We start from the raw sequence: 24,062 nt of genomic DNA on the forward strand, positions 1-24,062 counted from the left end.
TGTGAGGTCATGCTGAAGCGCGACTTTTGCCGTTTGTGCTTACGCATAACGATGTCTGTTTGCGATTAATTTTTGCCGAAAGACTTCTGCAGGCGTTTTGTACCCCAAACATTTGCGCGGCGTATTGTTGAGCCGATGACAGATGAATGCGAGGTCTCGATCACTGAGGGTGAGCGGATCAAGGTCTCGGGGAAGCCAGCGTCTTGTGCGCCTATTGGTGTTCTCAACAGTGCCTTTCTGCCAGGGGGACTGCGGATCACAGAACCATGTTTGAGACCCTATCCCATTCTGTAGATACGACCATTCTGTAAACTCAGTGCCACGATCAAACGTGATTGATCGGCGGGCCATTTGGGGCAGGGGTTGGAGTACCCTAATCACCCCATCCATCACCGGCCGTGACTGCCGATCATTGTTGCGCAACAAAACCGTAAAGCGGCTCACCCGCTCGACCAGAGACGTCACATTGGCTTTGCCGAACCTCTTGCGAAACTGGATGAGGTCGCACTCCCAATGACGAATTGCTTGCGCCTGGCAACCATATCCGGGCGGTGCAAGATGCTCAGTTCAGGCGGAAAGCGGCGTCCATGATGACGCCGGGCATGACGTGGGCGGCGTCGGGCACGACGTTCCGGCAGATATTTCCAAAGCTCTTCTTTTCGACCAAAGCTCTTCTGATGTGATCTATCACGGACTGCCGTAGCTCATCATACCGGATGAGCTTGCGTTGCTTCGAACGCCGCTCGCGGCATTTCTGGTCAGCAATCGTACAGTAATAGCCGTTTAAATCCTTAATCTCATCATCATTAAACTGATTGCGTTTCAGTTCACGAAAAATCGTCGAGCGATGCCTTCCAAGCTTCTCAGCAATAACGTCAACGGAAAGCTTTGCAGTGCGCCAGCGTGCTATTCTGCGACGTTCATCCAGATCAATATGCGAATAGGTGCGGTCCATGACGGGTTCCTTGCATTGGATAACTCATTGTTATCATTTGCAAGTCGCACTTCAAACTAGAACCCACCCCCCTACATACGTTGATCGCATAAGCTTAATTNTCGTCGAGCGGTGCCTTCCAAGCTTCTCAGCAATAACGTCGACGGAAAGTTTTGCAGTGCGCCAGCGCGCTATTCTGCTGCGTTCATCCAAATCAATATGCGAATAGGTGCGGTCCATGACAGGTTCCTTGCATTGGATAACTCATTGTTATCATTTGCAAGTCGCACTTCAAACTAGAACCCACCCCCCTACATACGTTGATCGCATAAGCTTAATTATGGAACAAAGCCTCGTGTTGACGTTGATGAAACAAATTTTTTCAGACTAATTCCTGCCATTAAAACATACGGCGGGATTGCCAGTGAATAGTGACCACAATTTAATCGTAAAACTTTCGGCTGTACGTCCGCGCTGTTTAGTCGTTCCAACAGAGCAATGGATAGTTGCGGCACCACAACCTTATCTCTTTTTGCCAAAATAAACTGAAGTTGCAAATCAGGGCGGGCAAGACTGTAAGTATAATTTCCCAGATCAAGCGGTGCCCAAGCCCTACGTAGATGAGCAAGATCAATCGTAGTCTCTAGGCTCTCGCGTATGGTTCGCGTTGCACGCCCGGTCCAGACCATATCTGCCAGGCTTCCAGCTGCGAGAAACAGAGAGGCTTTCGATACATTGATATCATGTGCAGCGACTAGTCCTGCGACCCATGAACCAAGACTCATTCCGAGTACCGAGATTTCTCTATACCCTTGGCTTTTGAGCCAGCGGATGAGCTTCTGTCCATCCCACACGGCCTGACGTAGCGACTGGATCGTTCGGCCGAGATTGGCGCTTAGCATATAATCTGCGTAGTCGGCCCCCGGACGGCACCGTTCGAAATGATAAGGCATAGCGATCTCGACGACCGTAATGTCTCTTTTCGACAAGTAACTTGCTATCTGACGGTTGCGGGATCGTGCATTCCAATGATGAAAAATCACCAGTGCTTTGTCCCGCGAGCCGCTATCGGTTATCTTGGACCAGACTAGGTTGTTTTCCTCAACGTCTGTCAAAATGTCAGATGGAAATTTGAGGAAATCCCCTGCCCGCTCAAAATCTTTATCGTTACCGAGTGGCGCTCTGAAGTACGATGGCGTGGCAGCTGCCTGCACCCCGAGCCGGCAGAATTCATCGATATTGGAAACATTGCCAGCGTCCGGAAACGCGCGTTCTGCATCAAGTCTGACGTCAGTTACTTTTTTTGCGTCTTCGCCGCGTCGTGCCCGTTTCTCGTCCCATTGATCAAGCCAACTATGAAACACTTTGATTACTCACCTCACTCGCGCGCCGGGACCCAAGGGCCGGATCAAATAAGCCATAAATAGCGATTAGGAGCCCGACAAACATCAAGACAGTAAAGCCAGAAAACGTGTCGATTGACAGATAGCTTGCAAATAGAAGCATCACAACGGCGCTCATTTTCCACAATGTGACTTTAAAATGATTTCCCGCTCCAGTGCGGGTCACTCCATAAAGGAAAACAAAACAGGTCGATATTGCGATTAGCAGACTGCTGTAATGTGTGGGCATTCGATAGCTAATACGGCTTTGGGCCGTCGCTTGATCGTACAAAATAGATGAAAGGTCGTTGATCACCCAGGCTACAATGCTCGCGCCGTTAGAGGCTAAATACGAGCTTTGTAGCTTCATCACGGTAGCGATCAATATGCCTAAAACCGTGCAGCGAAAAACCCCCTGCATAACCCAGATTGCGGTCTCACTTCTAAAGCCCGTACCTGCGTTCGTCTGCGCTGTTGGTCCTTCGCGTAACTTTCGAAGGTCATTGATGACCGAGTAAAGCAGTATGAGGCCGGCGAAGAAGAGATAAAATGAAAAACTCATATAAAGATAGGCAAATGCCGTAAAACCGATCGCAACAGGTATCGTCACGATTTCGGGCCGGACTATCGCGATTGTGCCCCAATCGGTTGCGTAATTTCCTCCTCCATTAATAAGGGGGACTAGACAAACGCCGATCCACTGGAACACACCGGCAAATAGCAAACAAATCAGGAAGACCGCCCAAAACGAACCCGATGAGGCGTCGATAATATGTCGCCATGCGCGGTCGCTGTCCTCGGGCGCGCCATCGAAAAGCCGACGACGTTCCTCCTGCTTCCACGAATGCACCAGTTCGGAAACGAAGGCCAGGAAGACCGGAAGAAACACCATGAACACGAGGGTCCAGTTCGCCGCCCAAAGGAATCCGACCTGCTTGATCACGCCATCCGATCGGGTGAATGTCACGTTGTGAATGCCAATGATGTACGAAAGGAACCCGAGAGCCGACATTCCAGCAAAAACCGAGGCAGACAGATTCAGTGGAGCCCCCTCACCGAAAAGCTTCTCTGACCATCTAGTCAGATTCCATCGCTTACCATCGTTATCGTTTGCGGAGTCCGATGTTGCAATTCGGGGTTCAACTTGGGCTGGCTCCGACGGTTCGGCTGTTTCAGTCTTCTTCTGCTCACGTCTTTTAGCGACAAGCCGAGAGTGTGCAGCGCTGAGTTCCATACTCCATTCGCTTGTAGCAACCGTATCACCACAACTTAAAACTCTTGCCAGCAACCCGATGTTGGTCGTGCTTATGCCTTTTTCATTCTCCTGAAACCAGAGCTGAACCGTTCGAAGATCGACGCCAATCCGCTTAGGATCTACATGCGTTATGGCCTCCGCCAGAAGCTCTGGCGTCCATGGACCTGCCGTATGACCGTCGGATCCTAGCGGGCGACCAGCACCGGCGGCGACAATGAGCTTGAACAATTCTTTGAAGTCGCTCCCATCCCTCGGTGGCGGGAGAAAAAACTTTCCGTTCTTTGTCAATAGCTTAGCGGCTCAGATTTCGTTTCGTTTCGCAGTGTTTCTTATCCTATCGTGTGGGATGCCTTAATCAACATTTTTATCACTTGGATTTTGGGATGACTGTTTCGTCAGAAAATTGGTGTATAGAGGCCGGAAACTGTGCATCGGACAGTAAGAAGCATTGATCTACTAATGAACTGTGTATCGTGCTGCTATCAACTAGGCGTCAGTTTCGAGGATTGCACTAACGAGCATCACCCATCTTCTGAAAATGAATTTCGGAGGTCATTATGGATGCTATTGCAAATGCATTGAATTGGCGGGATGAAACCAATGTCGTTGACCAAGGCGACAATGGCCCGACAAAACGACTGCTGGATATGTCATCGCTAGCGGAAGATCCGCGCCGGATCGTAGATTATGAGCCGCAAGATGTGAATGACGCCATCGGAAAACTAGTCTATCTCGCCGCTTCTCTTATCTCCGGGCGGATTACGCTCGCAAAGGGCGAAATGGCGTCAGTTTTGAAAAGCGTCGATAAGAATATTTGATTGCTTTGGAAGCCCGCTAGCGGGCTTCATCTATTTGCGGTCTGTCGCAATCCATTCGCCGGATGATTGATCTTTGGCAAATCCAACCGTCCTCGCAATAGTTTGCGCTGACGGATTTTTTTTGACGTTAGTAACGCACTCGACCATGCCGTTGGCACCGTCAACAGGCCAACAATTCGCTAGTGAGACGGAAAGCTTTTCAAGTTCACTCCTATCCCACAATAGCGGATTTTTTTCTTCCAGCTTCCTCACGGCACGCAATGCTTCAGCTTGAGTTGGCACATCGAGCTTGGCGCTCGCCGCTGGCTCATCGGGAACGGGACAAAGTGTAGGGTCGGCGTTGATCGCTGCAACGATATCGGCTTTTGCAATGGCTGTTGCGTTGCTCGAAGCGTTGGAGACTACAAACCAAGTACCGCCCGCGCCAACAGCGATGCCGGCGCTTGCTGCCATTGCGAGAAGTGCGTTCTGATTCATTAGAGCTCCTTAAAGTTTCAAATTGAACCAATAGCGCCCCTTCAAACCTTGATAATCGGGAATGTCGAAAAAGTAAGGGTCTTTTCGCATTGGACGAGCAATGGAGACGACCTTTCGACAACTATTTCCGCGATCCGAGTTGCCAATGTCTCGATATTGAACATCCTTGTACTGCTGAAGCTCTTTGTTCTGTTCCCTGATCTTGTTGGTGCAGGTGTTGATTGTCTTTTCGCAGCGGTTGGACAGCATTGCGCCGCGATCGCTCATATTGCTGGCTTCCTTGAATCCAGATGGGCAATCCTCGTAAGGCTGATATCCGGGTCTGCCAGACTTAGCTTCATGGCAAATGGGCCATGAGAAACCCGGTTTTGCCATGGCCTTGATCAACTTTGTCATTGGCGGGACGCAATAAGGGACACCATGCCACGAAGGGTTTGATGATGCTGCGCACAAAAGGACCTGGCAGCCCCAAGATGGCGTCCCTCCCGTGTCCTGCGCTATTGCAGCGGATGGCATCACGGCGATAGTGCCAAGGCCAGCGAGTGCAAACAGAAACTGCTTCATTTCAGGTCATCCTCATACTGTAGCGGTTGAATTGTGCCGAGTGGGCAATATGGCTTGATCGTGTAAGGGCGACCCTGTGACGAGATCTCCGGCCGCATAACTGCACAGGGCGATAAGTGTGAATGCGCAGAACCAGTAGATTCCAACGCGATAGACCAGGAGCTGATTTGGAATGTCGCGGCATACCGCGGGATAAGCAAAAACGCCGATCAAGAATGCGTCGAACGACATTTGCCGCTGCTCGTGGAAAAGAGCGACGTCGTCAGTAACAGCGCCGCGATTATGCCGTGGATCCACCAGATTTTGGACGACGGGATGATAAGCAAAAACGATAACAGGATGGCCAGCATCAGACAGGCCATGGGATCGCGCGCGAAATTGAGCGCAATATGCGCGATTTCCGACAACTATCGGTCTGTCCTTTTTGGCTTTCTGTGCGCATCGGCGAAAGGGGGGGAAATCTCGCTTTTGCGCTCGGCGAGCAAATTGAAATCCGCAATTGGTTGACGATCGAGCGTCCTATCGACGGCCTTTCGCCGCCATTCGTTCATATCCAGAACATAAGTCGCCCACATGCCATATCGCGCCGACATAGCGGCACGCTGATAGCCCATATATTGAGGATGAGTGAGGTAGGGCGAATCCACCCGTGCCCAACCGACGCGGAGCATTTCAAGAGCCAGATCATGTCCCCGTGACGTGCACCTGGCTCTTGGCATGGCTTCATCATCATAACCGACGACACCGCAGGAGACGGCGGACGCCCCGATCGCTCTTTTGAGCCAAGCTTTTGCAAAGGGGCCACAGGGTACAGGCGGCGGTGCCTTCGTGACCTCCCTGTTCGTCCATTTGGGATCGAGCGCCCATTGAGGCAATTCGCACGCGTCAATGTCCGCGAGCCGAACTCGTTGTGCATAAGTGGGAAACCAAAGAGTCCGACCGTCCATAACTGCGACACGACCTTTGAAGATTGGAAGCGTGACCGGCTGGCTAGGGTGCACCGGGAGGCTGACCGCTGGCGGGCGTTTAATAACGTCGGCTGCGAATGCTGACGTGGATGCGACGGCAAATGACATTGCTACGATCAGATATTTCATTGTTGGGCATTCCTCGTCCGTTCGTTCGCCGATTTGCTCAACAGGATGGCAGGATGCTGAACGTCTTCGAATTGCCAGAGGCCTGCCCGCTTCTCACGAGCTTCCTGTTCGGCCACTGCGTATGCTGGATAGTAGGGAAGCCCGTCAGCCTTCAGCGCGGCAAAGGCATAGCCGCTCGTAATCAACACCGTCGCTAAATCGAGGCGATTTCCGCCGATTGTGGCGTAGCAAATGACATAAGAAGTATCGGCAGTTTGCGCTACGGGAGCGCATACCGGTTTGGTGTCTTTGATATAAGCGGCGAATACGGCAAGCGACGCCTCACCGCAGTCCTTCTTGTTTCCAGTCGTATCAGTGAAAGCAGTTCCTCGAAGGCATGACTGAACACCATAGAGGCGATAGCGCTGGCCTTCTGAGACCCACGTATCGCCAGATTCCAAAGTAACGCCCGGCTGGAGGTCGAAATATCCCTCCGGGGCTGCAAAAGCCGTCGTCGATAAAAGGACCATGCAGAGCGATAATAGGGCTGGCTTCATTGGGCCTTCACCCGCGGATCGGCCCACATACCATAGGAGCCGTCTTCTCCAATCTTCTGCGCGTTCTCCAGATCGGGACGGTCTAGCTTCCCGTCTTTCGATTTCGCAATGCGGAGCGCGCCAAGAGAGAGCAATTGCTCTTCGAGCATATCAACCGTGTCCAGGCTCCCGGGGTAATTGTAATAGCCGTAGCACGTCACATTTTGTTTGGGTGCGCTCTCTTCACTTACAAATGCCCGACAAAAGAGAACCTTCGGCGACTGTAACATGATCTGCAGCTGCTGCTTGGCGTAGTCAGTGCAAGAACCAGCAAAATCATCCTTGCGATTGACCATTTCGCCTTTGCAGGCTTCTAGCCCGTACAGATTTAGAAGGGTCTTATCATCAACCCGAAATTCGGTCGGTGAAGTTGCCTTATAGCCCGAGGCGGATGCAAACCCCTTCCGAGCCGTAACTTTTCCGTCGCCGTCATAATACTCAATGACAAGCACGGTCTTCCCCGGCGATGCCAGCGACTTGATGTAATCCTTGTTGATTGCAGGCGCGGCGATTGCGGCTGTTGCCAACATACAACTGCTCATTGCGATTGCGATGGTTCTCTTCATTTTCTAGCCCTTACCGTCTTGCTTATTCGTTTTCCCTGTTCATAGGGGGTTTATGATTTGCGAAAAAGCATGTATCACTTAGCCAAATCGGTATCATGCTATTATGAACTTAATCGGTTTTCGCTGCAACCTCAACAGCGCATGTGAGGTCTGCGACAGGAGCTAAAGGGCTAGAATGGAGAGGCTTTCAATCAAAGCGCTATTGCTAAGCGCCACATTGTTCACCCCGCTCGGGATTGCCGCCACTTGCGCAGAAGAAAGAGGCGCAATTGCGCGTTTCTCGCAAGATGGCGACGCCGAGGCCGCAACTCACAACGCATCCGGATCACGCTCGGATTTGACCGTATTCAACCGCCGCTGGACAAGCGAAAGCAAAGAATTTGTCGTGGGCTCTGATGGCATCGTTTCCGCGGAAGATAAAAGTGGAAACGGCACTAATGTTAATAACCATATTGGCAATGTAACTAGCGCCGTTATAGCCACTGGCTCCCTATCTGATATTACCAATACGGCTATCTTGTTTCAGAATGAATCTGCCCGTTTGGGTGATTTTCATTCCATTAAGCAGGCCGCTGTATCGACTCCCGAATGCGGCCCCTCGCCGCTAACACCAGAGGAAATCAAAACTCTGGTCGAACAGGCAGCTCGCCGACATCAAGTCGATGCTCTGTTTGCTACCGCCATCACCTGGGCAGAAAGCCAGTTCGATCGTTCCCGCAATTCAGACAAAGGCGCACGCGGGCCGATGCAGCTCATGCCGGGAACCGCTGAGCGCTTCGGCGTCCGCGACGTCTGTGATCCGGCGTCAAATATTGAAGGCGGCGTTAAGTATCTCCGGGTGCTTTTGGACGAGTTCCAAAACCCCCTGCTTGTTGCCGCTGCCTATAACGCGGGCGAAGGCCGCATCTATGAGTACGGCGGCGTTCCACCGTTCAAGGAAACCGTCGGATACGTCGCAAAGGTCGTCAATTACCAGCTTGGCGTAACTATGCCAGCGCCGAAAAAGAAGCTCGTTGGTGGTGGTCGGAGATCCTCGCCTGTCATGGCGAGCGAAACTCAATCCGGGGTCATTGCAGTCAAGAAAACCGGCACCTTCGTTGGTGGCGTGATGCATTTTTAAAGGAGAGAAGGATGATCAACGAACAGAATAAGGTTTGGCATATCAGCGCTTCAAAGCTGGCAGTCTGCCTTGGTTTGCTGGCTGCCGCGCAAATTGTCGGGGCGGATTTGGCGCTGGCACAGTCAGGTGGCGTCGGTGGTGCCTTCGCGCCAGTTCAGACAGTATTTCAAGCTATCGTTGATTTCATTAGCGGCCCTATTGGTCGTCTGTTTGCAATCATCGCTGTTATGGCGCTCGGTTTCCTCGCATTTGCTGGCCGACTGTCTTGGTTTCTTGCTGGCGGCGTGATCCTCGGAATCGGTCTTGTTTTCGGTGCTCCATCAATCGTCGACGAGCTGATTAGCACGGTTGGAAACTAGCGATGGCTGAGTACGAGGATGTAAAGCCGCAGCTGACACCGTTGGTAATCGGGTTAACCCGATCTCCCACCATGTGGGGTGTTCCGTATATGGCAGTCGTCGTCGTTATCGGCATCACAATCATAGCATGGCTGGTCAGCAAGTCGTTCTGGACCCTGCTCCTGGCCCCGATCAGCTATGCGGTTCTGTTCTCCCTTTGCGCTTGGGACAACAAAATTCTCGATGTTCTTGAAGTCACCGCGCGCAAAACGCCTCGCACACGCAACAAGTCCTTCTGGGGAACAAATTCGTACGGACCTTAGCTAATGTTGAAAGTCGTCAGAGAAGAACTCGGATTTGGCAAGGTCGCTCATAATGAGCGGCCTATGGCTTCGCATATCCCATATCTGAGGCATATGTCGGATACAGTGATCGGCTTGGAAAACGGCGCTCTCTTGTCGGTCATCAAACTCGACGGCCTCTTTTTCCAAACCGAAGATCAAGCCGAACTCAATATGCGCTCGAATGTTCAGAATACGATCATTCGGGCGCTTGGATCGAGCCGCTTTTCTGTCTGGTCGACCGTAATTCGGCGACAGGTCGATTCCGAAATCGGCGGCGCATTCGATGATGCGTTCTGCGAACAGCTGAATAACCGCTATATGAGCCAGTTACGCCATAAGCGCATGTTCGCCAATGAAATTTATCTCTCGATCGTGCGAACCAATATGCGCGGCGCACTCGGCCTCAGCGACATAGTAAGTCGTGCATTCACACGTTCTGGAGGAGCCGAGGTTCGAGATCAGCAAACGCGTGAAACAGTGACCGAACTCGAAGAGCTCGTTTCCAACATGACGCGCGAGCTGCAGAAATATGGCGCGCGCGAGCTCGGTATAACCTATCGCGATGGAGAGCCATATTCCGAACCGTGCGAGTTCATAAACACCATTCTGACCTGCGGCGTGCCGCGCAAAATGCGCCTTCCCCGGATGGGAATTCGAAATTACGTTGGAACGTCACGCCTGCATTTCGGTAAGCGGGCGATGCAAACGCAAGCCGCCACCGATGAGGACAATCGTTATGGCGCGATGCTCTCTATCAAAGAGTATCCGCCATACACCGGTCCCGGAATGCTGGATGGGCTGCTACAGGTGAATCATGAGTTCATCCTGACGCAAAGCTTCACAATTTCCGACAAACCGATTGCGCAAGAGCGTATCACCCGGCTTCAGCGCCAGATTGCCGCGTCGGATGAGTCCGGAAGTGCAGTCGAAAGCGATATCGACTTCGCGCTTAACAGTCTCATGAATCAGGAGGCTGTTTTTGGCATTCATCATTTCTCTTTGCTTTGCCTGTCTCGCGACCTTGAAGGTTTGAGCAAAGCAGTTTCCGAGCTTGGTAGCTGCCTGACCGACATGAACATCAACTGGCTGCGCGAGGATGTGAACCTTGAAGCGTCCTTCTGGGCACAATTGCCCGGCAACCATAGCTATCGCGCGCGAAAGGCCATGCTGTCTTCGGCAAATTTCTCCGGCCTGTCATCGATGCACAATTTCGCTACCGGTCAATCGGACAATCTTCATTGGGGTCTGCCGATCACGATACTAGAGACCACCTCGCAAACCCCATACTGGTTCAACTTTCATCGTAGCGATATTGGTCACTTCCTTGTCACTGGCCCGACTGGCTCCGGTAAGACCGTCGTCCTGACATTCTTGCTGGCGCAGGCGATGCGCATAAGCCCTACCCCCAAAGCAGTTTTCTTTGACAAGGATAGAGGTGCCGAGATTTTCGTGCGTGCCATGGGGGGAGCTTACGAAGTTCTCTCACCGGGAACACCGACTGGTTTCAATCCGCTTCAGCTGGAAAACTCCGGCCCTAATCGTGATTTTCTGCTTCGCCTTTTGAAATCAATGTTGCGATCTGGCGATCAACGCGACTTCAGCCAGGAGGACGCTGACACGCTGGAACGGGCAATTGCCCGTATCATGGAAGAGCCGGCAGCTCAGCGCAACTTACCAAACCTTTCGGGCCTCTTGGTAGGCAGATCGCGGGCAGATGCGAACGACCTGGCGTCAAGGTTGCGTCCTTGGATCGACGGCGAAAAAGCATGGCTGTTCAATGCGCAGCACGATGTGCTGTCATTCTCCGGGCGTAGTGTCTTCGGTTTCGATATGACCAGCATCCTCGGTAACGAGGATATCCGAACCCCCGCACTGATGTACCTTTATCACCGTCTCGACGAGCTTCTGAACGGCGATCCTGTCATGTTCTTCATGGACGAAGGCTGGCAGCTGCTTATGGATGAAACGTTTAGTCATTTCATCATCGATAAGATGAAAACCATCCGTAAGCTCAACGGAATTGTAGGTTTCGGAACTCAGTCGGCAGCGGATATTGCCAAAGCAAAGGCGTCTCACACCCTTATTGAGCAATCGGCCACGAATATTCATTTCCCGAACCCGCGCGCCGACGAAGAGAGCTACATCAAACGCTTTGGCCTGACGGTTAAAGAATTCAATTTCATCAAAAACACTCCGCCTGAAAAGCGCACGTTTCTCGTCAAGCACGGGAATGACTCAGTCATTGCCCGTCTGGATCTCTCGAAAATGCCTGATCTCGTCAAAGTGCTGTCGGGTCGAAAAGAGACCGTCGAAGAATGTGCTGCGCTGCGGGAACGATCTGGCGACGAGCCTGAAAACTGGTTGGCTAAATTCTGCGGATGGGAGAAGAATGATGCATAGGAAAGCCGCTTTATGCATATTTTTGGCGTCAGCTGCTATGCCGCTTTCTGCGTGGGCAGGTGGCGTTCCGGTCATTGACGATCCTAATTTGTCTGAGCGAACAGTCCGTGACAAAAAAACGTCCGAAATCGAGAAAACTGATAAGGACAGGTTTTCACTCAGTAAGAGTGTAACTTGTGCTGTCTATCGACCGGGGCGGAAGGATGATCCAGTCGCAGCCGCCAAGGCCAACCCTGAAATTTCCGGGTTGGTCAAACGGGTAGCGCTCGAAGAAGGCGTGGACGAAAATCTTTTTCTTGGTCTCGTTTATCAGGAAAGCCGCTTTAGTCCATGCGCGAAATCCGGCGTGGGCGCTATCGGTTTGGCACAGTTGATGCCTGATACCGCAAAAGAGTTGGGCGTAGATCCGCATAACATTGAACAGAACCTCCGCGGTGGTGCTCGTTATCTTAAACAGCAGCTCAAGCGTTTTAACGGCAACGCCAACCTCGCCCTTGCAGCGTACAATGCTGGCGCTGGCAACGTTAAAAAATACGGCGGCATTCCACCGTTCAAAGAAACGCAGGGGTACGTCCGGAATATCACGCAGAAATGGACACCGGCGTTCGGCGGGTCAAAGGACCTGCCTATGAATTACGGCGGCGGTGATACAGCATATTCCGGTATGCGGGATTCGACCATCAATTCGATGGCAACGACACAGGCGACACAGGAAAGTACCGCCAACGTCGCCTCATGGTTTCAGCAACTCGGCGGCATGCAGTCCGGCACAATTCAAGACAGTTGGGATCACAACGCCGGCGCTCGAAATGCGAATCTCGAAATGGTCAACCAGTTGATTGTCCTCGGCAATTCGTTTGCCCACCTGCTCAACAGCCGCAATGCAGTTTCAACCAGTGGCATTTCGGGCTCATCTCAATCGGCTTCGTTCAAGAAGAAAGACGACAAGCCGCGAGAAACGACCGGCGTCTGCGATCACCGTACCGGCCTCGAATGGAATGCTGAAGAAAAAGCCTGTGTTCAAAAGCGTGAACGCGAGGCGAACATCAAACTGAACCTTGATCCTCAATAAGGGAGACTAACAATGAAACGACTGATCATTTCGGCGTCAGCGATTGCCGTGGCTCTAGCATCGTTCGCTCCCATGGCGGCTTATGCAGGTGGCGTCCCTGTCATCGACGCTGCCAATTATGAAGTGGCCAAGCAAACCTCGGTTACGACCGACAAGATCCTCGGGACAAACAAGGAAATCCTGACGACGGTCGAGGAGACATTGAAGGCCGTTACCGGTGATCGCGGCGGCGATGCGAACCAGATGCAAAACCTGGCCGTCGGGAATGGCTTTAGCGTATCATCAATGCCCTCTTTCGACAGCCTTATGTCCGGGGGAGTGCCAAATTTTGGCAGCATGGGCGGTGACATAGCCAAGGTCGCGTCCACTTTCATCAACGGGCTTCAGCTCGTTAAGAACCTGTCGGGGCAAGCAAATAGCAGCTTCAGCGGAGACAAATCCTATGAACAGATGGTCAACACTGTGCTTGGTGTCGCCGCACTCGTGAATGGTTCGCAACAGGCAGTAACTACGCGCCGAAGCGCTTTTGAACAGGCCGGGCAGAGTATCGGTCAGGCAAAGGACATTAAAGGTTCCATCGACCAAAACACGCAGCTGCAAGTCCAAGCAGGGCTGACCATCAATGAACTGATCGGCGTGATGAACGGTGCCGTGTCGTCATTACAGGCCGATAATCAGCGCCGCCTCACCGACATTTCCAATTCCAAGAAGGTGTTGACGTACAGTGCAAACTAACATCGCTAACATCTTCCTGAAGTGTTTTATCTTTGCCGCCATCGCAGCCGGCGTCGCCGGCTGCGGAACGGTCAAGGAAAAGACTGCTCCTTGCAAACGTCCCGCAAATCTCACGTCATTTGCCGAAGACATTCGGCAAGACTGTGGACCTATGGCCTTTGTTAATGGCGATCCAGCGACCGCCATTGCTGCGATCAATTCGATAGCAACGGAATAATCGGGGGCCGCTATGCATGATTTCTTGAGCGATCTTTTGGAGAGAATTGATAGTTCCGGCGAGAATTTTTCATCGCAGGCTTACAATATTATTGGCTCTGAAATCACGCCGCTGCTCAAGGTGATGTTCATCGCCTATGTTGGATATTACGGTATCCAGGTAATAATGGGGACTTCGCGGATTAGCGTGGCCGAAATTGTTACACGCGTATTCCGCATGGTCTTCATTCTGGCATTGATCAGCAACTGGGGATACTTCAACGATTTTTTCTATAAGTGGCTGAACAATACCCCTGAAGATGTAGGTCGCGCCATCCTGACCGCCACCGGGACGGGAATTACCGAACCGACAAATGGTCTTTCCATGATCTGGAAGACTGCAAACGAGGCGGCTTCCGCGTTTGCTGAGCAATCGGGCTATTTTTCAGTTTTGCCCTCTATGGTCGGCTTTCTTATTATGGCCTGTGTGGCAATCTTTATCGCTGTTGCTCTCGCAATACTTGTTCTTGCCAAGGTGATGTTATGGGTACTGATCGGGACCGCACCGATCTTCATCGCTTGCATGTTGTTTGAACAATCGCGCAGTCTTGGGCAGGCGTGGTTCCAACAAGTGCTTCTATATGCACTGATCCCGTTATTCGTGTTTGTCGTAGCCGCCTTCCTTATCGCCGCAATGGATCCTGAACTGACGAAGGTATCTGCTGCCGCCGCGGAGCGACGCCTTACGCTGAGTGATATTTCAGCGTTCCTCCTGCTTTGTTTCGCAGGCGCTTTCGTCCTGTTGAACATCCAGGTCCTTGCTCAGGGCATTGCAGGTGGGTTGGCCGTTGGCATTGGCGCTGCCGCGACACGGATTGCTCGCATGACCGGTGCCACCGCCCCAATGCAGATTGCGCGAGCTGGCTTCAAGGGGATCGGTGCAAGCTACCGAGGCGGACGTTCACTTTACAATCGTTTTGGAGGCGGCGGCGGTGGAGGGTCGATTTCCCCGACAAGCCAGGGCGCAAAAGAAGCAATGCAAAACCGAATAAGCAGCAACAGCCTGCCTCGCTGAGGCTGCAGGTTCATAAGAGGTCAAAGGCCAGATCATGACGGATTCCAGAGAAGCTGCATTGAGAAGTTATTTTCAGGACGGTGATCGTTGGGAGAACGAAATCGTTCGGAAAGCAAAACGTTCAAAGGCCGTCGCATGGTTCGTAACCATCATATTCGGGCTGGTCGCGCTTTTCGCATTGCTCGCGCTCGTTATGCTGGTTCCGCTAAAATCGTTCGAGCCTGTGATTGTCGTCGTTGACAAGGCTACCGGCTACATCGAAACCAAAAGCGGACTGACAAAAGCGCAAAATCTGACGGATTCACGCGCAATTACACAAGCCAACGTCGTTCGGTATATCAGGACACGTGAAGGCTATGATCCTTACGCGATCGATACAAACTTTGGCACGGCGGCACTATTGTCGACAGATGATGCCGCTCGCGAATTGCAAGAGCAATATAGCGCCGCGAATCCGAACAATCCGGCGAAGGTCTACGGGAAAAACAAGCGCGTACTTGTCGATGTGAAGTCTGTCACCTTCCCCAACGATTCAACCGCTCTTGTCCGTTTTTCAACCACTGAAAAGTCCGATACCGATGCGATCACCAGACACTATATTGCGGTCGTGCGCTATCGCTATACGGACGAACCAGCCACGAACGAATGGCGGTTTGAAAATCCTCTCGGCTTCCAGGTTTACAATTACAGGCGGGATCAGGAAACCGTCACGGAAGGGAGCAAGGGATGAGAAACCGCTTCCTTCTTGCGGCGGCGTTCTCGACCGTCCTCATTTCGCACGCCTACGCTGCCCAGACGCCTAGGGCTGGTTCGCTGGATTCACGTGTGACCAGTGTCGTCTATCAGCCCAATAATGTCGTCAAAATCTCTGCGACGTACGGCATATCGACAATGATCATCTTCGATGAGGATGAAAAATTTGAGACCATTTCGCTTGGCGACACAGAGAGCTGGCAGGTTGCTCCAACCGAAAAAGGAAACATCCTCTTCGTTAAGCCGACGGCAAAGAATGTCGTCACCAACATGAACGTTGTCACGACCAAGCGCATTTACTTTCTGGAGCTGCACGACTACGCGCCAGATGCCGGCAAGAAGGTCTTTGGCGTGCGCTTCATCTATCCTGAAAAGGATCTGAATGCAGCGATGCGCAAAGAGGCCGAATATCGTGCTGCCAACCCGAACATCTCCAAGATCGATAAGGCTAACGTCAATATCGACTATTCCTTTACCGGAGATACGAAACTGAAGCCGTCGATGGTCTTCGATGACGGCAAGAAGACCTTCTTCAAATTCACCGGTCGGACACCTGCAATTTTCGCAGTAAACAGTGATTTTTCCGAGACGCTGCGAAACTTCCGCAAGGAAGGCGAATATCTGGTCGTGGATGGAACGGCAACACAATACACCCTCCGCGATGGTGATCAGTGGATCTGCATCTTCAACCTTAGAAAGCCGGATTTTGGCGCACCCGATCCTGACATCATGGGTCCCGCACCTGATCATGCGGCAACCAAGAGAAGAAGGAGCGGCAACTGATGAAACAGTCTCCCGAATTGGAAGCCCTGGCGGCAACTGATGACTCCGGTGTCAGCAACAAGAATGCAAAGCGGAATCAAACGGCTGCGATGGCCGTATTTCTGCTGGCCGGTGTAGCTATGGCTTATTTTGTTCTCAAACAGCCCTCGGAGAAGCCGCGCGATCTCGTGCGCGGTGACGAGGAGTTTAGCACGACGTCGTTCAGACCGCCGTCATTCGTGCGCGATCAGGATCAGCCCCCTGCCGCACCCGAGCCAAATATCATCAACATTCCACCGCCTCCACCGCCACCAGAGCCGGAGCAAGTCGACTCCACGACATTTAATGTTCCTCCCCCTCCTCCCCCGACGGTCGCTGTGAACGAACCCGCTCAGCCATCCGCGCCGGAGATTGTTGAAGAATTTCCAGACCGGTTCAAATCGAAGCTGATTCAGATGGATCAAGCGCGATCTGGCGGAGCGAATGGCGGTCTTGGTGGCGATAGTGGCGAAGGAACACCGACTGTTGCTGGTGAAGACAGAAACAGCAAGTTTCTGGCGACGGCCTCGGCAATGGCCGACCGGAATGCCAAGGCTACGAAAATCAAGCGCATCGACGCGGTTGTGCCCGAAGGCACGATGATACCCGGTATTCTCGAAACCTCGATTGTAAGCGATCTGCCAGGCCAAGTTCGCGCCATCACGTCAGAAGATGTCTACAGTTTTGATGGTCGTCGCATTTTGATTCCGACCGGTACCCGGCTCATCGGTGAATATCAAAGCGACGTAATGACAGGCCAGACCCGCGTTTTCGTAGTCTGGACCCGCTTACTGCGTGATGATGGTGTTAGCGTGCGCCTGAACTCCGTGGGTACTGACAGCTTGGGTCGTTCGGGTCTCACTGGCATCGTCGATAAAAAATGGCGTGAACGGTTCGGGGCTTCCATCATGTTGTCCGTGGTCGGCGCTGGCGCAAGCTATCTGACAGGTTTCGGCAGCGGTGAAGCCTTCGGTCGCAACAATGATGATGCAAAACGCGGAGAAGAACTAGCCCGCGAGACGATCGCCGACACTTTCTCTCAAATGGCAAATACCGCTCTGAGCGAGAACTTGCGCATTAAGCCGACTATTAGCGTCCATCAAGGCGAACGCATTTTCATATTTGTGCGTCAGGACCTCGATTTTTCGGCGATGTACGACGATCCCGTAACAGAGGCGATGAAGGAAATTCAACGTGAACGCAGGGGCAAATAGTGCGGCAACAGCCACACAAAGCAGATATTACTTTCTTGATCGGGCACTTGAGCCTCTGCGGCCATTTCTCAACGATCCAAAGGTCGTTGAAATCTCGGTCAATAAACCAGGTCACGTCTATGTTGAGCGACTTGGTGCTGATCACATGGAATTCCACGAGGTTCATGCGCTTTCAGCAGCAGAGATTCAGAATATCGGTGAACGGGTCGCAGGCGCGACCGATCAGTTCGTCAGTAAATCCGCGCCCATCCTGAGCGCTGCGTTACCGACTGGCGAGCGGATTCAGGTCGTTCTTCCACCCGCTGCACCGGACGGCGGATCGATATCGATCCGCAAGCAGGTCGTTAGCAATTTTAGTTTGGAGGAATACAGGGATAGCGGTTCACTGGACAAGGTTTCTGTTGCTGTAGGAGGACTGAGCGACATTGACCGTTTGCTGATCGAACATCTGAAGCAAAACAGAATTTTCGAATTCATCAATACAGCCATCACGCAACGAGTGTCGATCCTGATCAGCGGCGGCACGTCATCGGGAAAGACAACCTTTCTGAATGCCTGCCTGAAATCGGTTCATCCGAAGGAACGGATTATCACGCTGGAAGACACCCGCGAACTGTTTCCACCCCAGGAAAACCGCGTTCATCTGGTAGCTTCGAAAGGTGGGCAGGGCACCGCTGACGTCACAATTCAGCACTTGCTTGAATCATCCCTTCGTATGCGGCCTGATCGTCTATTCGTTGGCGAGATCCGCGGCGCAGAAGCGTTTTCTTTTCTTCGCGCCATTAACACTGGTCATCCGGGTTCTATGTCGACGGTTCATGCCGATACGCCGCAAGGTGCCTATGAACAGCTCGCCATGATGATGCAACAAGCGGGGTTATCTGGCGGATACTCGAAGCACGATCTCATGTCGTATATCCGGATGGTCATCCCCATCGTCATCCAGTTGCGTCGCGACGGCGGAAAACGTGGCGTATCGGAGATATATTTTGCACGACATGAGGACCATGAGGAACCATGAACAGGGGTTACAAAGCGGTTTACCTGCTATTTTGTGCCGGCATAGCCTTCCTTGTCTGGACCCTGGCTTATGGGGTCGTACTCGGGGTAGTTTATAAAGACAGCCGAATTTTAAATATCACCATCACTGAAAATCCTTTTGCTCCGCTTCAGCAAGTCTGGGCTTACGCGTCCAACTCAACTCTGCAACGAGTTGCCATCGGTGCCTTGTTACCTGCCATCGCCGCCGCCGTATTTGCAGGCTATCTCGGTCTTAGACGCCTTGAGAACCCCTTAGGGGATGCGGCTTTTCAGGACATCATGGGCCTTCGTCGCGGAAAGTGGTTCCGAAAGACAGGGCACATATTCGGACGGTTCGGCCGCAATGTGCTGCGAGCGGCAGACAGTCGCCATCATTTGATAATCGGCCCTACGCGGTCGGGAAAGGGAGCGGGCTATGTCATTCCAAACGCTCTCATGCATGAAGGTTCAATGATCGTATCCGACTTGAAGGGGGAGATTTTCAAGGCGACAGCCGGATATCGCAAGAAGAATGGCAGTCAGGTCTTCCTCTTCGCTCCCGGCTCGGAGAGGACAAATCGTTATAATCCCCTGGATTTTGTGCGATCCGAGCGCGGCAATCGCACAACTGATATTCAGAATATCGCCAGCATTTTGGTTCCCGAGAACATTGGCTCTGAAAATTCAGTTTGGCAGGGCTTAGCTCAACAGGTCGTGGCGGGAATTATCAGCTACGTTCTTGAGAGCCCCTTTTACCATGGACGCCGAAACCTCGGCGAAGTCGTTTCCTTCGTGAACAGTGGTGTTGATCTTCAGGCGCAAATCAAGTTCATCAAGGAAAAAGAGCCTAACCTTTCAAAATATACGGTCGAAAGCTTCAACGCATTTCTGGCATTGTCAGAGCGTGCTGCAGCATCCGCTCTGCTCGATATCCAAAACGCGCTTAGACCCTTCCGAAATGAACGCATTGTTGCCGCAACGGAGGTAACTGACATGGATATCGCCGCCATGAAACGGCGGCCAATCTCAATTTATCTTGCACCGAATATTACTGATATTACGATCCTGCGACCGCTTCTCACATTGTTCGTACAGCAAGTCATGAACATTCTGACGCTGGAACACGATCCAAATTCGCTACCCGTCTATTTTTTGCTGGATGAATTTCGACAGCTTAAAAAGATGGACGAGATTATGACAAAGCTGCCCTATGTGGCTGGTTATAATATCAAGCTCGCAATCATTATTCAGGACCTCAAGAATCTCGACGAGATTTACGGTGAGACTTCGCGTCATTCCCTGCTCGGCAACTGTGGTTATCAGCTGGTGTTAGGTGCCAACGATCAGGCAACAGCAGAATATACATCCCGCGCGCTAGGAAAGAGAACCATCCGCTACAGTTCGGAATCCCGCACAATAGAAATTCTCAGTTTACCGCGACGTACAAAAGTTGAGCAAATCCGCGAACGCGATCTAATGATGGCCCAAGAAGTGCGGCAAATGCCAGAAAGCAAAATGATCCTGCTGGTTGAAGGTCAACGCCCGATCTATGGCGACAAGCTGCGGTTTTTCAACACCCAACCCTTCAAATCTGCTGAAGCTTATTCGCAATCGCACGTTCCTGATGTGCCGACGATTGAATATCTACCTCATAAGCCCGTTCCAGCGCTCACGAGCGCATACGCGCAAGACGGGCAACGGGCCGCTGAGCAGACAATTAGCCCCCTGCCCTTCCACCCTCAACATCGAGAGGAACCTTCGCAAGAAGCGACCGCAGCCAACTCACCGTCGATTCCTGCAGCCGGCGCCACAAAGCAAGAAAATAACGGAACGGTCAATCTCAGCGTAAACTTGCCAGTGCCCCGCAATGATACGAAGACAGCAATTCCACCGGCTGAGATCAATGGCCGGATAATGAAAGTCGAAGCGGAACTTAAACCAAGCGCTGAACGATTATTGAAAGTTGTAAATGAGAAATTCGAAGCCTCTGGCACATCGCCTCGTAAGCGGAAAAGTTATCTCGACATACTCAATGCCACTATTCCAGATCCAGAAGTCATTGGACTTAAGTTCAACTCCGATTAAACCATTGTCGGACAGGCTTGTAGCAGGAATATGTAAGATTACCGTTCGAAAGAATGCCTTAGTTTGACTTAAATTAAGATATTAAAATGAAGCTGAGAGCAACGGGAAGAACAAAAAAGCGCCCCTACTTGTTGTAAGAGGGGCGCACTTCTGAATGCCTTTTTGATTATACGAGGAGTCGAAGACACTATAATTCGAGCCTTGTAAAAATCTTCAAAGTTGGATGAGGGAACTTTTGTCAAAGAGTAATCACAAATTCAATTCACGGGTCTTTGCCAGTATCTCGCTTCCGGCATTCATCGATTAGCGTTTAACAACCGCTCCAGCAGTACTGCAGCGATAATGATCGTTCCGATTACGGTCCCTTGCCAGTACGGATCAATCCCCAAAAGGTTCAATCCGTTCCGAATACAGACCATAATGATTACACCAAAGAACGTTCCGATGATGGAGCCACGTCCGCCAAAAAGACTGGTGCCGCCGATCACTGTGGCCGCGATCGCATCAAGTTCCAGCCCGAGCCCGCTCGTGGGGTCGACGGAGCGGATTCGACCAGCAAGAAAGACTGCTGCTAAGGCACACAACACACCCGTAATGACATAAACTGAAATTTTATAACGACCAACTGGTAGACCCGCGACGCGCGCTGCCTCGGGATTTGAACCCACAGCGTAAAGCGAGCGTCCCATCTTTGTTTTTTTAAGAAGCCAGTAGACGAACGCGTAAAGAAAGATGAGGAATATGACATTAATCGGAATACCGCCGATCATGCCCATGGCAATTTCGCTTAGTTGGGGGGGCAAGTCGGTTATCGACCTCGCACCACTCACCGTGTAGGTCAAGCTTCGGCAGATTGACATCATTCCTAATGTTACGATGAATGCCGCGACCCCACCTTTTTCAATAATAAAGCCGTTGGCAAAGCCAACGATCGCGCCCGTGAGCAATCCAATAGCGATCCCCGGATAAAAGCCGAGAACAGGAAAACTAACAGCCATTGCAACGCCTGTCAGTCCTACAGTTGAACCCACTGAAAGGTCGATCCCGGCGGTCAGAATGACCAAGGTGAGCCCGACAGCAAGAATACCGACTACAACAGACTGGTCCAGTACGTTGAGTATGTTGTTGTAGGTCAGAAAATAAGGACTGGCGAAACTCAAACCTATCACGATGAAGGCCGTTAGCAAAAACATCCTCAGTTCAAGAGAATGACCGACATGACCGAAACGAGACGAGAGAATTCGCGTGGTGGCGGGGGTTTGAACGCTCATGCTGCAACACTTTCTGAAGTGTATATTGAATGATGAATAATACTGTCCAATTCGCTGGACAGCGGAAGTTTCGTGGGATCGCTAGTGAGTAATACGATTGCACCCATCGCTTGTCCCTGCTTGCCCCGCACGGTCGCGACACAGGTGTGCGCATTTTCTGACTGGCTAAGAACCGTGTCCGCGAAAGGACAAAAGTCACCTTTTTTTAGCATCCCAGCGACCTGCTCCGAATGTGCGCTTTCGAGGCAAAAAACATAATCGTCATCGTGTTGGAGCCACATACAGTTCACGTTGAATTGCTGCGCAATGCGCGCCAGCATTGCTCCAATTAAGTGCGCCGAGCGACGCGGAGCGGACAACATTGTCAAGCGCTGGGTGTCTAGACAAGAGACCGGGACATCGGCCACACTTCTACCGTCACTCAGAACGACAACTCTGTCGGACAACCCCAGCAACTCCTCAAAATCGGAACTGATGACCAGAATAGCTGTACCTTCATCTGCAAGTTCTCGTAACGCTTTGTAGATCGTAGAGCGAGTTTCAATATCAACCCCGCGGGTTGGTTCATCCAAAATCAACAGCTTTGGACAGGCGAGCAGCCAGCGCGCGATTATGATTTTTTGCTGCATTCCGCCGCTGAATTTCAATATATTGGCATCGTTCAGTCGAGAGAGGTTTAATCCCAGGCGGCTAACCACTTCATGCGCCTGTGCTTCATATTTTTTATAGCCTAACAGTTGCTGGGTCTGAAGACTTAGCTGTACGAGCATTAAGTTTTCCCGCACTGAAAAGTCCGGTATCAACCCCTGTGTTCTTCTGTCTTCACCAATAAAACCTATGCCGGACCGTATGGAATCCAGTGGGGAACGGGGCGAGAACGCCTCTCCCGAAAAACTTATCTTCCCACGTTCAACACTACGCAGCCCAAAGATCGCTTCGACCGTTTCCGTTCGCCCTGCTCCGACCAACCCGCCCAACCCAACAATTTCGCCAGCGGCGATGTCAAACGACACATCTTTGACCATTGGCCCTGCCGATAGACCTTCAACTTCTAGGACTTTTTTTGTCGCTTGGATGGGCCGCGTTTCATGGTGCGCATAGATATTCGAAAGCTCTCGCCCAACCATCAGGCGTATGAGCTCGTTTGCGTCAATACTATCGGTCTTTATTCCACCGACAACAGTCATACCTTCGCGCAAAACCGTCAGGCGATCTGTTGCCGCAAAAATTTCTTCCATGCGATGCGTCACAAGAACGAGACTGTGACCTCGCGCGGCTAGTTTTCGCGTGAGTTCGAGCAACTTGTCGCATTCGTACGGTGATAATGAAGTCGTCGGCTCATCGAGAAATATGACTTTGGAATTGAGTGCGAGGACCTTCAAGATCTCAACAAGCTGCCGATTGGCCATCGAAAGACGACCAACCTCGTCGTCCAAGCTGAATCCAACCGATATTTGTAACTCATCGATGAGCGCTATCGCCTGTTGACGATTACTACTCCAGTTCAATCGGCCCGGCTTCGCTAATTCTGGGAGGAAAATATTCTCAAGCACCGATAAGTGAGGAGCTAGACTGGTTTCTTGCGTAACCATGCTGACACCGGCGGCGATCGCATCACCTGGCGAGAAAAAGCGAACCTCACGCCCATCTACCGTCAAACTGCCACTATCAATGCGGTGCATTCCCGCGATCGCTCGCATCAATGTGCTTTTACCGGCGCCATTGGCACCAACTATAGCATGCACTTCGTGGCGATTGAGTGCAAAATCCACGCCTTTCAGTGCTCGCATTGCTCCAAACCGCTTTTCGATCCCCTGCGCGGTGAGCAGCAATGCAGCCTCCGTTTCACTCCGTTCCAAGCGGAATCCTCCCGAGTTAACTCCATCCTCCATTTTATGATAGCGCTATCTATTCCAATATGGCAAGCATGTGTTTGTTCAAGGATACACTTTCACAGCTTTGGAGGAGGAG

24 protein-coding genes and 2 pseudogenes are annotated in these 24,062 nt (G+C 51.8%); 14 read left to right on the forward strand and 12 right to left on the reverse strand.

Annotation, left to right across the window (positions count from 1 at the left end; genetic code table 11):
• Positions 1-39: 39 nt before the first annotated feature.
• The 4 genes and pseudogenes from CEV34_RS19145 to CEV34_RS19160 all read right to left on the reverse strand — a co-directional run bounded on the left by CEV34_RS19145 (position 40) and on the right by CEV34_RS19160 (position 3,859).
• A pseudogene (locus CEV34_RS19145) lies at positions 40-955 on the reverse strand (IS30 family transposase).
• 84 nt (positions 956-1,039) lie between these two features.
• A pseudogene (locus tag CEV34_RS19150) lies at positions 1,040-1,174 on the reverse strand (helix-turn-helix domain-containing protein); the annotation flags it as partial.
• A gap of 98 nt (positions 1,175-1,272) precedes the next feature.
• Positions 1,273-2,298, reverse strand: a complete 1,026-nt coding sequence (locus tag CEV34_RS19155) for an alpha/beta fold hydrolase (RefSeq protein WP_094544248.1) — start codon at positions 2,296-2,298, stop codon at positions 1,273-1,275.
• Positions 2,288-3,859: an RcgA family putative transporter gene (locus tag CEV34_RS19160; RefSeq protein WP_094544249.1), complete on the reverse strand. Its 1,572-nt coding sequence runs from the start codon at positions 3,857-3,859 to the stop codon at positions 2,288-2,290. The genes CEV34_RS19155 and CEV34_RS19160 overlap by 11 nt, the downstream gene beginning before the upstream one ends.
• A gap of 269 nt (positions 3,860-4,128) precedes the next feature.
• On the opposite strand from CEV34_RS19160, the gene CEV34_RS19165 reads away from it, so the two are divergent.
• The gene (locus tag CEV34_RS19165; protein ID WP_094544250.1) at positions 4,129-4,389 is read left to right on the forward strand and encodes a hypothetical protein; all 261 of its coding nucleotides are present in this window, start codon (positions 4,129-4,131) and stop codon (positions 4,387-4,389) included.
• Between the two features lie 30 nt (positions 4,390-4,419).
• On the opposite strand, the gene CEV34_RS19170 is transcribed toward CEV34_RS19165, so the two are convergent.
• The 6 genes from CEV34_RS19170 to CEV34_RS19195 form a co-directional block, all read right to left on the reverse strand.
• Positions 4,420-4,866, reverse strand: a complete 447-nt coding sequence (locus CEV34_RS19170) for a hypothetical protein (RefSeq protein WP_094544251.1) — start codon at positions 4,864-4,866, stop codon at positions 4,420-4,422.
• A 9-nt stretch (positions 4,867-4,875) separates the two neighbouring features.
• Positions 4,876-5,241: a hypothetical protein gene (locus CEV34_RS19175; protein WP_328589889.1), complete on the reverse strand. Its 366-nt coding sequence runs from the start codon at positions 5,239-5,241 to the stop codon at positions 4,876-4,878.
• 398 nt (positions 5,242-5,639) lie between these two features.
• Complete coding sequence (locus CEV34_RS27390; RefSeq protein ID WP_235819110.1) at positions 5,640-5,837, reverse strand: hypothetical protein; 198 nt, start codon at positions 5,835-5,837, stop codon at positions 5,640-5,642.
• Positions 5,838-6,527, reverse strand: a complete 690-nt coding sequence (locus CEV34_RS19185) for a thermonuclease family protein (RefSeq protein WP_094544253.1) — start codon at positions 6,525-6,527, stop codon at positions 5,838-5,840. It abuts the gene before it with no gap.
• Positions 6,524-7,063, reverse strand: a complete 540-nt coding sequence (locus tag CEV34_RS19190; protein WP_094544254.1) for a thermonuclease family protein — start codon at positions 7,061-7,063, stop codon at positions 6,524-6,526. Before CEV34_RS19190 ends, CEV34_RS19185 begins: the two co-directional genes overlap by 4 nt.
• Complete coding sequence (locus CEV34_RS19195) at positions 7,060-7,668, reverse strand: hypothetical protein (protein ID WP_094544255.1); 609 nt, start codon at positions 7,666-7,668, stop codon at positions 7,060-7,062. Before CEV34_RS19195 ends, CEV34_RS19190 begins: the two co-directional genes overlap by 4 nt.
• Before the next feature lie 217 nt (positions 7,669-7,885).
• Here CEV34_RS19195 and CEV34_RS19200 point away from each other — a divergent pair, with 217 nt between their 5' ends.
• Genes CEV34_RS19200 through CEV34_RS19260 form a run of 13 tightly spaced genes read left to right on the forward strand, consistent with a single transcriptional unit; the run spans position 7,886 to position 20,820 of the window.
• Positions 7,886-8,788, forward strand: a complete 903-nt coding sequence (locus CEV34_RS19200; RefSeq protein ID WP_235819111.1) for a lytic transglycosylase domain-containing protein — start codon at positions 7,886-7,888, stop codon at positions 8,786-8,788.
• Between the two features lie 11 nt (positions 8,789-8,799).
• Positions 8,800-9,147 carry a TrbC/VirB2 family type IV secretion system protein gene (locus CEV34_RS19205; RefSeq protein ID WP_094544257.1) on the forward strand — a complete coding sequence of 116 codons (348 nt, stop codon included), beginning with the start codon at positions 8,800-8,802 and terminating at the stop codon, positions 9,145-9,147.
• Between the two features lie 2 nt (positions 9,148-9,149).
• Positions 9,150-9,449 carry a VirB3 family type IV secretion system protein gene (locus tag CEV34_RS19210; RefSeq protein WP_094544258.1) on the forward strand — a complete coding sequence of 100 codons (300 nt, stop codon included), beginning with the start codon at positions 9,150-9,152 and terminating at the stop codon, positions 9,447-9,449.
• 3 nt (positions 9,450-9,452) lie between these two features.
• Entirely contained in the window at positions 9,453-11,870 is a 2,418-nt protein-coding gene (locus CEV34_RS19215; protein WP_094544259.1) for a VirB4 family type IV secretion/conjugal transfer ATPase, read from the forward strand.
• Positions 11,871-11,907: 37 nt separating this feature from the next.
• Positions 11,908-12,942, forward strand: coding sequence for a lytic transglycosylase domain-containing protein (locus tag CEV34_RS19220; RefSeq protein WP_179253598.1), 1,035 nt, complete (start codon positions 11,908-11,910; stop codon positions 12,940-12,942).
• A 12-nt stretch (positions 12,943-12,954) separates the two neighbouring features.
• Positions 12,955-13,677 (forward strand): type IV secretion system protein, encoded by a 723-nt coding sequence (locus CEV34_RS19225; protein WP_094544261.1) that lies wholly within the window; start codon positions 12,955-12,957, stop codon positions 13,675-13,677.
• Position 13,678: 1 nt separating this feature from the next.
• Complete coding sequence (locus CEV34_RS27395) at positions 13,679-13,894, forward strand: hypothetical protein (RefSeq protein ID WP_094544311.1); 216 nt, start codon at positions 13,679-13,681, stop codon at positions 13,892-13,894.
• 12 nt (positions 13,895-13,906) lie between these two features.
• Positions 13,907-14,947: a TrbL/VirB6 family protein gene (locus CEV34_RS19235; RefSeq protein ID WP_094544262.1), complete on the forward strand. Its 1,041-nt coding sequence runs from the start codon at positions 13,907-13,909 to the stop codon at positions 14,945-14,947.
• Positions 14,948-14,981: 34 nt separating this feature from the next.
• Positions 14,982-15,677, forward strand: a complete 696-nt coding sequence (locus CEV34_RS19240) for a VirB8 family type IV secretion system protein (protein WP_094544263.1) — start codon at positions 14,982-14,984, stop codon at positions 15,675-15,677.
• A complete protein-coding gene (gene virB9, locus CEV34_RS19245) occupies positions 15,674-16,483 on the forward strand; it encodes a P-type conjugative transfer protein VirB9 (protein ID WP_094544264.1) in 810 nt (269 codons plus the stop codon). The genes CEV34_RS19240 and virB9 overlap by 4 nt, the downstream gene beginning before the upstream one ends.
• Complete coding sequence (gene virB10, locus CEV34_RS19250; protein ID WP_094544265.1) at positions 16,483-17,715, forward strand: type IV secretion system protein VirB10; 1,233 nt, start codon at positions 16,483-16,485, stop codon at positions 17,713-17,715. Before virB9 ends, virB10 begins: the two co-directional genes overlap by 1 nt.
• On the forward strand, positions 17,696-18,736 hold the full coding sequence (gene virB11 / locus CEV34_RS19255; RefSeq protein WP_094544266.1) for a P-type DNA transfer ATPase VirB11: 1,041 nt from the start codon (positions 17,696-17,698) through the stop codon (positions 18,734-18,736). Before virB10 ends, virB11 begins: the two co-directional genes overlap by 20 nt.
• Positions 18,733-20,820 (forward strand): type IV secretory system conjugative DNA transfer family protein, encoded by a 2,088-nt coding sequence (locus tag CEV34_RS19260; protein ID WP_094544267.1) that lies wholly within the window; start codon positions 18,733-18,735, stop codon positions 20,818-20,820. Before virB11 ends, CEV34_RS19260 begins: the two co-directional genes overlap by 4 nt.
• A gap of 296 nt (positions 20,821-21,116) precedes the next feature.
• Here CEV34_RS19260 and CEV34_RS19265 read toward each other — a convergent pair whose 3' ends face one another.
• Both CEV34_RS19265 and CEV34_RS19270 read right to left on the reverse strand, forming a co-directional pair.
• Positions 21,117-22,091 (reverse strand): ABC transporter permease, encoded by a 975-nt coding sequence (locus CEV34_RS19265; protein ID WP_094544268.1) that lies wholly within the window; start codon positions 22,089-22,091, stop codon positions 21,117-21,119.
• Complete coding sequence (locus CEV34_RS19270; protein ID WP_179253593.1) at positions 22,088-23,950, reverse strand: sugar ABC transporter ATP-binding protein; 1,863 nt, start codon at positions 23,948-23,950, stop codon at positions 22,088-22,090. The genes CEV34_RS19265 and CEV34_RS19270 overlap by 4 nt, the downstream gene beginning before the upstream one ends.
• Between the last annotated feature and the right edge of the window lie 112 nt (positions 23,951-24,062).

It is taken from the genome of Brucella pseudogrignonensis, from assembly GCF_002252525.1.
GTDB classification, from domain to species: Bacteria; Pseudomonadota; Alphaproteobacteria; order Rhizobiales; family Rhizobiaceae; genus Brucella; species Brucella pseudogrignonensis.